The organism is Amycolatopsis melonis (assembly GCF_040064235.1).
Lineage (GTDB): Bacteria > Actinomycetota > Actinomycetes > Mycobacteriales > Pseudonocardiaceae > Amycolatopsis > Amycolatopsis melonis.
On record NZ_JBDZYD010000012.1, the window covers coordinates 293,487 to 309,704 of the forward strand.

General features: G+C 74.0%; 3 protein-coding genes. All 3 read right to left on the reverse strand.

The window, feature by feature from the left end:
- Position 1: 1 nt before the first annotated feature.
- The 3 genes from ABJI51_RS31145 to ABJI51_RS31155 are packed head-to-tail and all read right to left on the reverse strand — an operon-like array spanning position 2 to position 16,211.
- On the reverse strand, positions 2 to 1,246 hold the full coding sequence (locus ABJI51_RS31145) for an MFS transporter (RefSeq protein WP_348954610.1): 1,245 nt from the start codon (positions 1,244 to 1,246) through the stop codon (positions 2 to 4).
- Positions 1,243 to 1,434: a hypothetical protein gene (locus tag ABJI51_RS31150; protein ID WP_348954611.1), complete on the reverse strand. Its 192-nt coding sequence runs from the start codon at positions 1,432 to 1,434 to the stop codon at positions 1,243 to 1,245. The genes ABJI51_RS31145 and ABJI51_RS31150 overlap by 4 nt, the downstream gene beginning before the upstream one ends.
- Complete coding sequence (locus tag ABJI51_RS31155) at positions 1,431 to 16,211, reverse strand: non-ribosomal peptide synthetase (RefSeq protein ID WP_348954612.1); 14,781 nt, start codon at positions 16,209 to 16,211, stop codon at positions 1,431 to 1,433. The genes ABJI51_RS31150 and ABJI51_RS31155 overlap by 4 nt, the downstream gene beginning before the upstream one ends.
- Positions 16,212 to 16,218 lie beyond the last annotated feature (7 nt).

The following is a 16,218-nucleotide window of genomic DNA, read 5'->3' on the forward strand; positions in this document are numbered from 1 at the left end:
CTCACGGGCCGGGTGTTTCTTCGAGTTCGCGGAGCTCGGCCGCGGCGGGGAAGCCGCGGAGGGTGCCGCTGAACGTCGTCAGGAGGGTGACCGCCGCGATCGCCGCCGTGCACGTCAGCACCGCCGCGGGGCCGGGGAGCAGCTCGATCAGCCAGCCGCCCAGAGCCGGGCCGAGCGCCGCGGCCAGGCCACCCGTCACGCCCAGTACCCCGCCGAGGCGGCCGCGCAGGTGGTCGGGGGTGAACAGCAGCTGGTACGTGCTGATCGTCGTGTTCGCCGCCGGCGGCAGGAACGCGATCGCCGCGAACAGCGCGCCCAGGAGGTATCCATTGTGGACGAACACCGCCAGCGGCGTCAGGACCGTCAGTGCCCAGAAGACGCCGATGATCGTCAGGTACGGGCTCAGCCTGCGGTGCAGGTACGGCGCGGCCAGCGCGCCGAGGATCCCGCCGGCGCCGAGCATCGCGGCCATCACGCCGATCTCGCCCGACGGCACGCCGCGGTCGTTCGCCAGCACGATGATCACGAGGTAGTAGGCGGAAAAGAGCAGGTTCAGGCTGACCACGCACAGGACCGTGACGCGCAGCGGACGCTGCTGCCACACCCAGCGCAGCCCTTCGGCGATCTCCCGGCCCAGGTGCGCGGGCGGGCGGTCCGCCGCCTGCCGGTCCGGGCGGTCGGGCAGGCGCACGAACAGCAGCGACACGAACGCGAAGACGTGCGCGACGACGTCGAAGGCGAACGGCACCAACCGGCCGAGGGCGAACAGGAACCCGCCGAGAGCCGTCCCGGACAGCTGACCCGCGCTGGTGCGCGCGGCATTCATCGCGACGGCGGCGGGCACCTGCTCCTCGGCGACCAGCCGCGGCAGGCTCGCCTCCTCCGCCGGTTCGAACAACGCCCGGCACAGGCCCATCACAACCGCGACGGCCACCAGCAGCCAGACACCCGCGACCTGCCAGAACAGGGCGAGCACCAGGCACGCGGCCGCGACGGCCTGGACGGCCTCGCAGCCGAGCATGATCCGCTTGCGGTGCCAGCGATCCACCAGCGCACCGGCGGGGAGCCCGGCCACCAGCTGCGCCACCGCGACCGCGCCCAGCACCAGCCCGGACTGGGCGGCGGACCCGGTGAGCGCCAGGACCAGCAGCGGGAAGGCGATCGTCGTGGTGCTGAACCCGGCTTCGGAGACCACCTGGCCGGTCCACAGGAGCCGGTAGTCGCGGTTGCGGCCGAGCCCGGTCATGGCCGCACCTCGCCGGTGGCCGGGACGCGGGGAACGGGACATGGTTCGGTTGCCCGGGAGGCCGCTTCGGCGGGCGCTCCGGTGCCCTTGGCGGCAGGGGTCGTGGCGAGCGACTCGCCCGTGGGAACCGGCGCGGTGCCGAACGACTCACCGGCGGACTCCGCGCGCACCCCGTCAACCCCGCTCATGCGTCCTCACCCCGGCAATCGGCCGCGATCCCGCGCAGCGCGTCGGCGAAGTCGGCCGCTACCCTCTCGATCGTCGCCCGGTTGTGGCGGTCCGGCCGGAAGTACCAGGAAAACTCCAGCCGTCCCTCCCGCACTCCACCGACCACCTCCAGCAGGTGGGCCTGGGCGTTGGCCGGGTCCTGGTCGCGGCCGATCGGGGGCAGGGCGCGCCGGTAGAGGCCCTCTCCTGCCGTTGTGTTCTCGCCCTGGCCCAGGTAGTTGAACGCGATCTGGGCTCCCTCGCCACCCAGTTCCGGATCGCGGTAGCTGCGCAGGGCTCCGTGACCGAAGCCATTGCCGGGGACCGCGCGCAGCTGGCGCCGTACCGATTTCACGCACTGCCGCCAGCCCGCGTCCGGGTCGACTGTCACCGCCACCGGGAACAACGTCGTGAACCAGCCCACCGTGCGGGACAGGTCGACGTCGTCCAGGATCTCCTCGCGGCCGTGGCCCTCCAGGTCGACCGTCACCGCCTGCTCGCCCGTCCAGCGGGTCAGTGCCCGGGCCAGCGCTGCCAGCAGGACGTCGTTGATCCGCGTGCGGTACGCGCCCGGCGCGCGGTGCAGCAACGCACCCGTGTCGCGCTCGTCCACCGCGACCGTCACCACCTCGGGCGGGGACGGCGGGCCGTCGGTGCGGTCCACCGGCAGGGTGCGGCCCGGCAGGTCACGGGCCCAGTGCGCACGCTCGCCGTCCAGGCCACCCGATTCGACGAACTCGCGCAGGCGGTGGGCCCAGTCGCGGAACGACGTCGTCTTCGGGCCGAGGTCGGGCTTCTCGCCCGCCTGGATATGCCGGTACGCCCGCTCCAGATCCTCCAGCAGGATGCCCCACGACACCGCGTCCACCACCAGATGGTGCGCGGCGACGAACAGCCGGGGCCGGGTGCCGTCGGTGACCAGGGCACGCAGGTGCGGGGGCCGGGCCAGGTCGAAGCTCGCGTGGGCCTCGTCCGCAGCGCTTTCCAGGTCCACAGTGGACACCGTGCGCAGCACCGTTGCCTGCTCCACCGGGGCGTTGTGCTGGGTCCAGCCGTCGCCGGTGCGCACGAACCGCAGGCGCAGCGCGTCGTGGTGGGCGACGACCGCGTCGAACGCCTGGCGCAGTGCCTCCTCGTCCACCGGACCGTCGAGTTCCACCAGGACCGACTGGTTGAAATGCGCCGGATTGGCTGGCTCGGCGTCGAAGAACCAGCGCTGGATCGGTGTGAGCGGGACGTCGCCGACGACGGCTTCGCGGTCGTCGGCGCCCGCCTCGGCCGTGGTCGCCACGGCCGCCAGCTCCGCGACCGTCTGGTGGGTGAACAGGTCCTTCGACCGCACCGCCAGCCCCGCCTGGCGGGCACGGTGGACGACCTGGATGCTCAGGATCGAGTCGCCGCCCAGCTCGAAGAAGTTGTCCGCCGCGCCGACGCGGTCGAGGCCCAGCACCTCGGCCCAGATCCCCGCCAGCAGCTCCTCGGTCCCCGTGCGCGGCGCGACGTACTGCGTGGTCCGCAGCGCCGCCGCGTCCGGCGCGGGCAGCGCCTGCCGGTCCACCTTGCCGTTCGGGGTCGTCGGCACCTTCTCCAGCGGCACGAACGCCGAGGGCACGAGGTGGTCCGGCAGGGTCTCGCCGAGGTAGGCGCGCAGGCCGTCCGGCTCGCCGACGACGTGGGCGACCAGCCGCTTGTGCCCGTCGTAGTCGTGGACGGCCACGACCGCGTCGCGCACCGCGGGGTGGCGCCGCAGCGCCGCCTCGATCTCACCCAGCTCGATCCGGAAGCCGCGGATCTTGACCTGCTCGTCGGCCCGTCCGACGAACTCCAGCTCACCCGCGGCCGTGTGGCGGACGACGTCGCCGGTGCGGTACATCCGGGCACCCGGCTCGCCGAAGGGGGCGGCCACGAACCGGTCGGCGGTCAGGCCCGGCCGGTTCAGGTAGCCGCGGGCCAGGCCGAGCCCGGCGACGTACAGCTCGCCGGGCGAGCCGATCGGCACCGGCCGCAGCGCCGCGTCCAGGACGTGCACCCGGGTGTTCGGGATCGGCCTGCCGATCGGCATCGGGCCGCCCGGGACCAGCGGCTCGCTCCACGACGTCACGATCGACGCCTCCGTCGGCCCGTAGGCGTTGATCATGCGGCGGCCGGGCGCCCACCGGTCCACCAGCGCGGACGGCCAGGCTTCGCCGCCGACGACCAGCGTGCGCAGGTCCGGCAGCGGCTCGCCGGGCACCGTGCCCAGCGCGACCGGCGGCAGCAGCGCGTGCGTGATCCGGTGCTGCCGCAACAACTCGGCCAGCTGAGCGCCGAGCACCGGTCCTTCGGGCGGCACGACCAGCGCGGCACCCGCGGGCAGCGAGACGCACAGTTCGAAGATCGACACGTCGAAGCTGGGCGAGTTGTAGACCAGCACGCGGTCACCAGTGCCCGTCCCGAAGTGGCCGATGGCCGCGGCCGACAGCGACGCCAGCCCGGCGTGCGACACCACGACGCCCTTGGGCTGCCCGGTCGAGCCGGACGTGTAGATCACGTACGCCGCCTGCGCGGGATCGAACGGCACCTCGAGGTTCGTGCCGTCGTACCCGGCGGCGTCGAGTTCGGTGTCGACCACGAACACCGGATCGGCGTCCCGGAGCATGAACTCCGCGCGCTCGGCCGGGTAGGCCGGATCGACGGGCAGGAACGCGGCGCCGGTCTTCGCCACGGCGAGCTCGGTGACGACCAGCGCGGCCGAGCGCGGCAGCCGGACGGCGACGATCCGTTCCGGGCCGGCACCGCGCTCGGCGAGCAGCCGGGCCAGCCGGTTGGCCCGCGCGTTCAGCTGCGCGTAGGTGAGCCGGTCGTCGCCGGACAGCAGCGCCGGCGCCTCCGGGGTCCGCTCGGCCTGCGCCTCGAACAGCCGGGCCAGCGACGCCGGGGCGACGTCGCGTGCGGTGTCGTTCCAGGCCCGCAGGCGGTCCAGTTCGGCCTGCGGCAGCAGCGAAAGCTCCGCCATCGGCCGGTCCGGCTGCGCGACGAGCGTGGTCAGCAGCGTCCGCAGCCGCTGCACGAGCCGCTCGATCGTCGCCGCGTCGAACAGGCCGGTGCTGTAGTTGATCGCGCCGTGCAGCTCGCCTTCGTCCTCCTCGAACTGCACCAGCAGGTCGAAGTTCGCCGACGTCGCAGGCAGCGGCTCCTCGCCGGCGACCAGCGTGCCGCCGCCTGCCCGGTCGCCGGTGTTCTGCAGCAGCACCATCGCCTGGAACAGCGGGGTGCGGCTCGCGTCGCGGACCGGCTGCACCGCGTCCACCACCCGCTCGAATGGCACGTCCTGGTGGGCGAACGCGTCGAGCACGGTGTCCCGCACCGCGGCCAGGAAGTCCCGGAACGAGGTCCGGGCGTCCACTGTGGACCGCAGGACCAGCGTGTTGACGAAGAAGCCGACCAGCCGGTCCAGCTCGGGCCGGTCGCGCCCGGCGGTGACCGTGCCGACGGCGACGTCGTCCTGCCCGGCCCACTGCGCCAGCAGGACCTGGCAGGCGGCCACCAGCGTCATGAACAGCGTGCCGTCCTGGGTGCTCGCCAGCTCCCGCAGGCCCGCGGCGACCTCGGCGGGGACGTCGAACCCGAGCCACGCCCCCTCGGTGGTGCGGACCGGCGGGCGCGGCCGGTCGGCAGGCAGCTCCAGCGGCGCGAGCCCGGCCAGGCGCTCGCGCCAGTGGTCGAGTTCCTCGGCCAGGCGCGGCCCGTCGAGCAGTTTCCGCTGCCAGGCGGCGAAGTCGGCGTACTGCACCGGCAGCGGCGGCAACGCGGGGTCCTCGCCGCGGACGTAGGCGGCGTAGCAGGTGTCCAGTTCCGTGGCCAGCACGCCGGAGGACCAGCCGTCGGTGACGATGTGGTGCAGCACCAGCAGCAGGACGTGGTCCCCGGCGGCCCGCCGGAACAGCCGGGCGCGCAGCAGTGGCCCGGTGCGCAGGTCGAACGGCCGCAGCGACTCCCGCGCCAGGGCGTCCTCGTCGTAGTCCTCGACCGGCAGCTCGACGTGGTACGGCTCGTGCACCAGCTGGACACCCCGGCCGTCGACCGCGTCGAACGTCGTGCGCAGCGACTCGTGCCGCGCGACCAGCGTGTCCAGGGCCCGCCGCAGCGCGTCGACGTCGAGGTCGCCGCGCAGCCGCAACGCTGTGGGCGAGAGGTATTCGGTGCCGCCCGGCTCGAACTCGTCGAGGAACCACAGGCGTTGCTGGGCGAACGACAGTGGCAGCGCGCCGTCACGCGGCACCACCGGGATCGGCTCGGCGGCGGCCTGCCCGAGCGGCAGGCCCGCGGCGAACCCGCCGAGCGTCGGCGTCGTGAACAACGCCCGCGGCGACACCTCGGCACCGAACTCCGCCCGCACCCGCGAAGTGAGCCGCATGCTCAGGATCGAGTCGCCGCCCAGCTCGAAGAAGCTGTCGGTGACGCCGACCCGGTCGACGCGCAGGACCTCGGCCCAGATCGCGGCCAGCCGCCGTTCGGTCTCCGTCCGCGGCGCGACGTACTCGGCGGCCTCGTCCCGCCCGGGGGCGGGCAGGGCGCGCCGGTCGATCTTGCCGTGCCGGGTCAGCGGGAGGGCGTCGAGCGCGACGAACACCGACGGGACGAGGTGGTCCGGCAGCCGCTCCCGCAGCCAGGCCCGCAGGCCGCGGGTTTCGCCGACGACGTAGGCGACCAGCCGTCCGTCGCGGGCGACGACGGTGGTGTCGGCGACCGCCGGGTGCCGCCGCAGCACTGCCTCGATCTCGCCGGGTTCGACGCGGAAGCCGCGGATCTTCACCTGCTCGTCGACGCGGCCGAGGTAGTCGAGGCGGCCGTCGGCGGCCCAGCGGACGCGGTCGCCGGTGCGGTACATCCGGGACCCGGGCGGCCCGAACGGGTCGGCCACGAACCGGTCGGCGGTCAGGCCGGGCCGGTTCAGGTAGCCGCGCGCGAGCTGGATGCCGGCGATGTGCAGTTCGCCGGGCACGCCCTCGGGCACCGGCTCGCCGGCGCCGTCGAGCACGTACAGGCGCAGGTTCAGCACCGGCCGCCCGATCGAGGGCCGCTCGCCGGTCAGGCGGGTGAACGCCGCGTCCACTGTGGCCTCGGTCGGGCCGTAGAAGTTGTACGCCGCGGTGCCGGACGCGGCCAGCTCGTGCCACAGCGCCTCGGTGGCGGCCTCGCCGCCGAGCCACACCTGCCGCGGCCGGTGCTCGCCGCGCAGCAGGCCGGCGGGCAGCAGCTGGTGCACGTAGGTCGGCGTCAGGTCGAGGAACTCGATGCGCTGCCGCTGGACGTACCGGACGAGCGCGACCGGGTCCAGCCGCGTGTCGTCGTCGATCACGTGCAGCTCGTGCCCGTCGGCCAGCAGCAGCAGGCCTTCCCACGACGTGTCGAACGACAGGGCCGCGGTCAGTGCCGCGCGCAGCCGCTCCCGTCCGACGACGCGGCGGTGGTTGGCCAGGAGGTTCATCAGCCCGGCGTGCTCGATGACGACGCCCTTGGGCGTGCCGGTCGAGCCGGAGGTGTAGATGACGTACGCGGCGTTCGCGGTCGTCACGCGCGTTCCGGTGGCTGGCGCGGTGGTTTCGCCGTGGCCGCCGAGCACGACCACCGGTTGCGCGTCGGCCAGCAGCAGCCGGATCCGCTCGGCCGGGAGGCCCGGGTCGACCGGCAGGTACACCGCGCCCGCCTTGAGGATCGCGAACAGCGCGACGACCGCCTCGGCCGAACGCGGCAGCAGCACGGCCACCACGCGCTCCGGCCCGGCACCGCGGGAAACCAGTTCCTCGGCCAGCCTCGCCACTCGCGCGCCGAACTCGGCGAAGGTCAACTTCGTGTCGCGGAAGACCAGTGCCGTCTCGTGCGGGATCCGCGCCACGGTCGCGTCGAGGACGTCCACGATCGTGCCCGCCGGGACCTCGCCCTGCACGCCGGTGCCGGTGGCCAGCAGCCGCTCGCGCTCCTGCGGGGTCAGCGGGGACACCGCGCCGACCGGGCGGTCCGGGTCGGCGACGATGGCGCGGACGAACGCGGCCAGCTGCCCGGCCAGCCGCTGGGCGGTGGCGCGGTCGAACAGCCGGGGGTCGTAGGACAGTTCCAGCCCGAGCCGGTCGTGGAGGTAGGCCGTGAGGTTCAACGGATAGCTCGTCGTGTCGACCGAGTCGACGTCCAGCACCCGCACGCCGTCCTGGCCGCTGTCCTCGATCGGGTAGTTCTCGAAGACGACCACGCTGTCGAACAGGGCCGTGCCGGACGGCACCGCCGTGAACCCCTGCAGCTGCGACAGCGCGAGGAAGTCGTAGCGGCGGGCGTCGGCCTGGCGGGCCTGCACCTCGCGCAGCCACTCCCCGATCGGCTGCCCGGCCGGGACCTCGACCCGGGTCGGCACGGTGTTGATGAACATCCCGATCATCGCCTCGACTCCGGGCAGCTCGGCCGGGCGGCCGGACACCGTGGTGCCGAACAGGACGTCGGACTCCCCGCTGTAGCGGGCCAAAAGCAGTGCCCACGCGCCCTGCACGACGGAGTTGACGGTCAGCGCGGCCGCCTTCGCCGTCTCGTGCAGCCGGGCCGAGTCCGTTTCGGACAGCTCGACCAGCACCGCGTCGGCGGACTCGGCGCGGTGGGCCTCCTGCGGCAGGCGGTCGTACGGCAGCGGGGTCGGTGTGGCGAAGCCGTCGAGTTCCGCGCGCCAGAAGCCCTCCGCCTCCGCACGGTTCTGCCCGGCCAGCCAGCCGAGGTAGTCGCGGAACGGCCGCCGCGGCACGAGCTGCGCGGGCCGTCCTTCGACGATGGCCGCGTACTGCTCGGCCACCTCGCCGAACACCTGCGCCGTGCTCCAGCCGTCGAGCAGCACGTGATGGGAGGTCCACAGCAGCTGGACCTCGTCGTCGGCGACGCGGGCGATGGCCAGCCGCATCAGCGGCGGCGTGGTCAGGTCCATGCCCTGCGCCTGGTCGTCGGCCAGCAGTTTCTCCAGCGCGGCCTGCTGCTCGTCCGGGGTGAGCGCGCGCCAGTCGTGGTGGGTGACCGGCACCCGGACTGCGCGGTGCACACGCTGGACGGGCTCGTCGACGCCGTCCCAGACCGTGCTGCTGCGCAGGATCGGCGTGCGGTCGACGACCCGCTGCCACGCCTCGGCCAGCGCCGCCGGGTCGCGCACCCCGGCCAGCCGCAGGCGGAACTGGTCGAAGTAGGCGGTCGAGCCGTGGTCGACGAGGCTGTGGAACACCATGCCCGCCTGCAGCGGCGTCAGCGGGTAGATGTCCTCGACGTCGCGGCCGTCCCCGGCCAGGCGGTCGACGTCGGCCTGGCCGAGCCGGGCGAGCGGGAAGTCCGACGGCGTGCGGCCGCCCGTCCCGGCACAGTGCGCGATGATCTCCCGCAGCGCACCAGCGGTGTCCTCGGCGAGCCTGCGGACCGTGGTCTCCTCGTGGACCTCGGCCGAGTACTCCCAGGTCAGGTGCAGTCCGCCGGCTTCGACGACGCCGATGACGTCGAGCAGGTAGGGCCGGGTGCCGTCCGGGTCGGCGTCGTGCCCGAGGCTCTCGCCCCGCCCGCGGTACCAGCCGTCGCCGCCGTCGACGTCCCAGCGGCCGTGGTAGTTGAAGGAAATCATCGGCGCCGGGTCGTCGCGCAGGACCGCGCCGGACGGGCTCAGGTACCGGAGGGCTTCGTAGCCGGCACCCTTGTCCGGGACCGCGCGCAGCTGTTCTTTGACGGACTTGAGGACCGCGTCCCAGCCGTCGCCGGGCACGTCGAGCGTGAGCGGGTACTGGGCGGTGAACCAGCCGATCGTGCGCGACAGATCCAGGGGCGCGGCGATCTCCTCGCGGCCGTGCCCCTCCAGGGCGAGCACGACGCGCGAGCGGCCGGTCCAGCGGGACAGCACGTGGCCGAGGGCGCTCAGCAGGACGTCGTTGACCTCGGTGCGGTACGCGCCCGGCACGCTCTGCAGCAGCGCCGCGGTCTCCTCGCGGCCGAGCGACACCGACACCGTGCGGGCCGACGCGGTGGTGTTGCGGCCGTCGCGGTCGACCGGGAGCGCCGGGTCACCGGCACGGGACGTCCAGTACGCGAGCTGGTCGTCGAGCTTCCCGGCGCGGACGTGCCCGGCGAGCGTGCGGGCCCAGTGGGTGAATGAGGTGCCCACCGGTTCCAGGGGTTCGCCGCGGTAGGCGCGGTCGAGGTCGCCGAGCAGGATGCGCCACGAGACGCCGTCCATCACCAGGTGGTGGGCGGTGAGGAACAGCTGCGGCAGGCGGTCGGGGAAGGTGAACAGCACCGCGCGCCACACCGGTCCGGCGGTGACGTCGAGGGAGGACTGCGCGCGTTCGGCTTCGGCGTGCATCGCGGCGGCGACGTCGTCCACTTCGGACAGATCGACGTGCCGCAGCAGGCCGGGTGCGTCGGTCGCCGCCGGTTCCTGCTGCCAGCCGGTGTCCGTGCGGGAGAAACGCATGCGCAGCGCGTCGTGCCGCTCGGCGACCCGGGCCAGTGCCCCGGCCAGCCGCGGGACGTCGGCGGCGGTCAGGACGACGTGGACGGACATGGTGAGCCGCCACGGCTGCTCCAGGTGCTCGAACAGCCACGACTGGATCGGGCCGAGCGGGGCGGGCCCGGCGACCTCGGCCGGCGCCGACGGCGCGTCGGTCGTGACGACCTGGGCCAGCTCGGCGATAGTCTGGTGCCGGAAGAGGTCCTTCGACGACACCGTCAGCCCCGCGTGCCGGGCCCTGGCCACGACCTGGATGCTGAGGATCGAGTCGCCGCCGAGGCCGAAGAAGTTGTCCTCGACACCGACGCGCTCGACGCCGAGGACGGCCGACCACACCTCGGCGAGCGTGGCTTCGGCGTCGGTGCGCGGGGCGACGTACCGGGTTTCGGTGCGTGCGCCGGGTTCCGGCAGGGCCCGCTGGTCGAGCTTGCCGTTGGCGTTCAGCGGCAGCTTGTCGAGCGGGACGAACACCGCGGGAACCATGTGCGCGGGCAGCGAACGGCCGAGGAACTCGCGCAGCGCGGTGGTCCCGGGAACCGTCCCGGTCAGGTAGGCGACCAGCCGCCGGGCGTCCCCGCTGCCGTGGGCGACGACGGCGGCCTCGGCGACGTCGGGGTGGGCGGTCAGCGCGGCCTCGATCTCGCCGGGTTCGATCCGGAAGCCGCGGATCTTGACCTGCTGGTCGGCGCGGCCGCGGTACTCCAGCTCGCCGTCGGCGGTCCAGCGCAGGAGGTCGCCGGTGCGGTACATCCGCGTGCCCGGCGCGCCGAACGGGTCGGCGACGAACCGGGACGCGGTCAGGCCCGGCCGGTTCAGGTAGCCGCGGGCCAGGCCCGCGCCCGCGACGTACAGCTCGCCGGTGACGCCCGGCGGCACCGGCTGCAAGTCCGCGTCCAGGACGTAGGTCCGCAGGTCCGGGATCGGGACGCCGACCGTGGCGCGGCCGTCGCCGAGCACGCGGTGGGTGACGTGGACCGTGGTCTCGGTGATGCCGTACATGTTGACCAGCCGCGGCCCGTCCGGGTGGCGGCGGTACCACTCGGCCAGCCGGGCCGGTTCCAGTGCCTCGCCGCCGAAGATCACGTACCGCAGGCTCAGCGGCGCCGACGGCAGCGTGCTCAGCCGGTAGAACGCCGAGGGCGTCTGGTTGAGCACGGTGACGCGCTGCTCGGCCAGCAGGGCCAGGAAGTCCTCGGGCGCGCGCACGACGTCCTGCGGGACGACGACCAGGCGGCCGCCGTGCAGCAGCGCGCCCCACAGCTCCCACACCGAGAAGTCGAACGCGTAGGAGTGGAACAGCGTCCAGACGTCCTGCTCGCCGAAGCCGAACCAGGGCGCGGTCGCCGAGAACAGCCGGGTCACGTTCGCGTGCGGGATCAGCACGCCCTTGGGCAGCCCGGTCGAGCCGGAGGTATAGATGACGTAGGCGGTGCTACCCGGGTCGATTCGCACCGCGGGCGCGGTGTCCGGTCCGTCTGCGGCTTCGACGGAGTCCACCACGCACACCGGGCGGGCGTCGGCCAGCATCGCCTCGATCCGGGCCGCCGGGTAGGCCGGGTCGATCGGCAGGTAGCCGGCGCCGGTCTTCAGCACCGCCAGGATCGCCACCACCAGGTCGGCCGACCGCGGCAAGCGCAGCGCCACCAGCCGTTCCGGGCCCGCGCCTTCGGCGATCAGCCGGTGGGCCAGGCGGTTGGCGCGCCGGTCGAGTTCGGCGTAGGTCAGCTCGGTGGTCCCGCTGGTCACGGCGACGGCGTCCGGGGTGCGGGCGGCTTGCGCGGCGAACAGCTCCGGCAGTGTCGGCTCGGGCTGCGACGACGTCGTGCCGTTCCACGTCGAGAGCACGAGGTCGCGTTCGGCGGCGGTGGTCCACGGCAGCCGGGCGAGCGGGCGGTCCGGCGCGGCCGCGATGCCGTCGAGGAGCACGCCGAGCCAGCCGGTGAGCCGTTCGATGGTCGCGGTGTCGAACAGGTCGGTGTTGTAGTTGACGACGGCGTCGAGGCGTCCGGCCGTCTCCTGGAAGTGGACGGCGAGGTCGAACCCGGCGGTGACGATCGGCGGCGCGAGTTCCTCCAGCTCCAGGCCGGGCAGCGCGGGCCGGGCGTCCGGGGTGTTGTGCAGCACGACCATCACCTGGCACAGCGGGGTGCGGCTGGTGTCGCGGTCGGGCTGCAGGTCGTCGACGACGCGGTCGAACGGGACGTCCTGGTGGGCGAAGGCGTCGAGCACGGTGTCGCGCACGTCGCCGAGGAAGGCTTCGAAGCCGCGGCTGAGGTCCACTGTGGACCGCAGCACGAGCGTGTTGACGAAGAAGCCGATCAGCCCCTCCAGCTCGGTGCGTTCCCGGCCGGACACGACCGTGCCGACCGCGACGTCCGACTGCCCCGACCAGCGGGCGAACAGCAGCTGGCAGGCGGCGACCAGTGTCATGAACAGCGTGCCGCCGTGCCGGCGGGACAGGTCCTTGAGCCGAGCGGTCGTCCCGGCCGGGACGCGGAACTCGTGCAGCGCGCCGTTCTTCGTGCGGACCGGCGGGCGCGGCCGGTCGGTGGGCAGGTCCAGCACCGGGACGCCGTCGAGGCGGTGCCGCCAGTAGCCGAGCTGGTCGTCGAAGCGGCGTTCGCGCTGCCAGACCGCGTAGTCGGCGTACTGCACCGGCAACGGCGGCAGCGCCGGTTCCTCGCCGCGGGCGAAGGCGGCGTAGCAGGTGGCCAGCTCGGCCAGCAGCACCCCGGCGGACCAGCCGTCGGTGACGATGTGGTGCAGCACCAGGGTCAGGACGTGGTCCTCGGGGCCGAGCCGGGTGAGCGCGGTCCGCAGCAGCGGCCCGGTGTGCAGGTCCACCGGCCCGGACACGGCCTCGAACGCCGTCGCGAGGTCGCCGTCGCGCACGGGGACCTCGACCGCATACGGCGGGTGGACGACCTGGACGCCGTGGCCGTCGACGGTCGCGAACGTCGTGCGCAGGGACTCGTGCCGGGCGACCAACGCGGTCAGGGCGCGGTTGAGCACGCCGGTGTCGAGCTTCCCGCGCAGGCGCAACACGGTCGGTGAGACGTACTCGGTGCTGCCGGGCTCGAACTCGTCGAGGAACCACAGGCGCTGCTGGGCGAACGACAGCGGCGCCTCGAACCGGCCGCCGTCACGCGGCAGCACCGGGATCACCGTGCCCGGTTCCGCCGCGTCCGGCAGCTGCGCGGCCAGCCGGGCCGGAGTGGGAGCGGTGAAGACGAGCCGGGCGGGGACGTCGGTGCCGAGCGCGTCCCGCAGCCGCGCCACCACCCGGATGCCGAGCAGGGAATCCCCGCCGAGGTCGAAGAAGTCGTCGTCGACGCCGACGCGGGCGACGCCCAGGACCTCGGCCCACACATCGGTGACCAGCCGTTCGCGGTCGGTCCGCGGCGCGACGTACGGCGTGGTGGCGGTGACCTCGGGGTCCGGGAGGGCGCGGCGGTCCAGCTTGCCGTGGCGGGTCAGCGGCAGCCGGTCGAGCGGCACATACGCCGACGGCACGAGATGAGCGGGCAGGACTTCGGTGAGCCCGGCCCGCAGCGTCGCCAGGTCGGCGTCCCCGACGACGTAGGCGACGAGCCGTCCGTCGCGGGCGTCCACCGCGGCGTCGGTGACGCCCGGCCGTGCGCGCAACGCCGTCTCGACCTCGCCCGGCTCGATGCGGAAGCCGCGGACCTTGACCTGCTCGTCGAGCCTGCCGAGGTGTTCCAGCCGCCCGTCCGGTGTCCAGCGGACCCGGTCGCCGGTGCGGTAGAGGCGGGTGCCGGGCGCGCCGAAGGGGTCGGCGGCGAACCGGTCCGCGGTCAGCCCCGGACGGCCGAGGTAGCCACGGGCCAGCTGGGCGCCCGCGAGACACAGCTCGCCGGGCACGCCGGCCGGGACCGGCCGCAGATGCTCGTCGAGGACATAGGCGGTCACGTTGCCCAGCGGCCGTCCGATCAGCGGCCGGTCGCCGGACACCGGGGCGCAGGTGGCGTCCACTGTGGATTCGGTCGGGCCGTAGTAGTTGTACGCGGCAGTGTCTGCCTCGGTCAGCTTTTGCCACAGGTCCGGTTCGAGTGCCTCGCCGCCGACCATCAGGAACCGCGGGCGGTGCGTACCGTCGAGGAGGCCGGCGGGCAGCAGTTGCCGCAGGTAGGACGGCGTGACGTCGAGGAAGTCGACGCGCTGCTCGCGGACATAGCGGGTGAGCGCGGCCGGGTCGAGGCGGGTCTCGTCGTCGACCAGGTGCAGTTCGTGGCCGTCGGCCAGCAGCAGCGGGCCTTCCCAGGAGGTGTCGAACGACAGCGTCGCGGTCAGCGCGACGCGCAGCGGGCCGCGGCCGAACACCTGGCGGTGGTTGACGATCAGGTTCACCAGAGCGGCGTGCTCGACGACGACGCCCTTGGGCGTGCCCGTCGAGCCGGAGGTGTGGACGACGTAGGCGGCGTCCGACGGCTGGGGCGGGGCCGGTCTCGGTCTGCCGGTGGACGCGGTCGTGTCGTCGAGCACGACCACCGGGCGGGTGTCGTCGAGCAGCACCTGGATCCGCTCGGGTGGCAGTCCCGGGTCGATCGACTGGTGCACCGCACCGGCCTTGAGCACGGCGAACAGCGCGACGATCGCCTCGGCCGAGCGGGGCAGGAGGACCGCGACCACCCGGTCCGGCCCGGCGCCCCGCGCGGCCAGGTCCGCGGCGAGCGCGTCGGTGCGGGCGGCGAGTTCGGCGAAGGTCAGCCGGACGTCACCGCAGACGAGCGCGGTCGCGTCCGGCCGGGTCCGCGCCTGGTGGTCGAGGAGGCCGACGACGGTCGTCTCGGGGACGTCGACGGCCCGGCGTCCCCAGTGCAGCAGCTGCCGCTCTTCGGCTTCGGTGGTCAGCGGGAGGTCGGCGAGCCGCCGGCCCGGCCCGGCGGCGATCCCGGCCAGCAGCCGCAGCAGGTGCGCGATCAGGCGGTCGATCGTGGCCGCGTCGAACAGCTCGGTGCTGTACTCGACGATCCCGGCCAGCCGCCCGCCGGCTTCCTCGAACTCCACGGTCAGGTCGAAGTTCGACGAATCCCGCGGCACCCCGGCCGGTTCCACCGACAGGCCCGGGAACGCCGGGCCCGTCCCGGAGTTGCTGTGCAGCAGCACCATGACGTCGAACAGCGGGTTGCGGCCGGGGTCGCGCCCGGCGTGCACGGCGTCGACGAGTTCCTCGAACGGCACGTCGTCGTGGGCGAAGGCGTCGAGGACGGTCCGGCGGGTGCGGGCCAGGTGCTCGGTGAACGGCACCGAGGCGTCCACAGTGGAACGCAGGACGACGGTGTTGACGAAGAACCCGACGACCCGGGCCAGCTCGGGCCGGTCGCGGCCCTGCACGACCGTGCCGAGCGCGATGTCGTCCTGCCCGGTGTAGCGCGCGAACAGCGCCTGGCAGGCGGCCACGAGCACGGTGAACAGCGTGGTTTCCGACGTACGGGCCAGCTCGGCGAGCCGCCCGGCGACCTCGGCGGGGACGGCGAATTCGCGGACCGCGCCCGCGGTGCCCCGGGTGGCCGGACGCGGGCGGTCGGTCGGCAGTTCGAGCGGTGTCACGCCGGCGAGCTGCTGCTTCCAGTACTCCAGGCCCGCCGGCCGGGTCGGCCGGTCGTGCTGCCAGACGGCGAAGTCCGCGTACTGCAAGGGCTGGGCGGGCAGCTCGGCTCGTGCGCCGTCGCGGTAGAGCAGGCCCAGCTCCTCGGTGAGCACGCCCATCGACGCGCCGTCGGTGGCGATGTGGTGTACGCACACCAGCAGCACGTGCTCGGCCGGGCCGAGGCGCAGCAGGACCGCGCGCAGCAACGGGCCGCGGGCGAGGTCGAACGGCCGCGCGTACTCCGCGCGCAGGACGGCGTCGAGGTCGTCCGGGGTGACGTCGACGACCGGCAGCGGCACCTCGTACGGCGGCCGGACCAGCTGGACGCCCTCGCCGTCGACCTCGTCGAACGTGGTGCGCAGGGGTTCGTGCCGGGCGACCAGCAGCCGCAGCGCGGTGGCCAGCGCGCCGGTGTCGAGGGTGCCGGTCAGGCGCAGGGCGAGCGCGCTGTTGTACTCGGGGTCGTCCGGGCGCAGCCGGCTGAGAAACCACAGCCGCCGCTGGGCCGACGACAGCGGGAGTGGACGGGAACGGTCCGCGCCTGCCGGGATCTCCGGTGCCGCCGCGGCCGTTCCCGCCAGCCGCGCACGCAGCGCCTCCCGCAGGTGGGCGGGCAGTGCCGCGATGCGGTCCTGTCGGGACGAGGTCATGGGACGT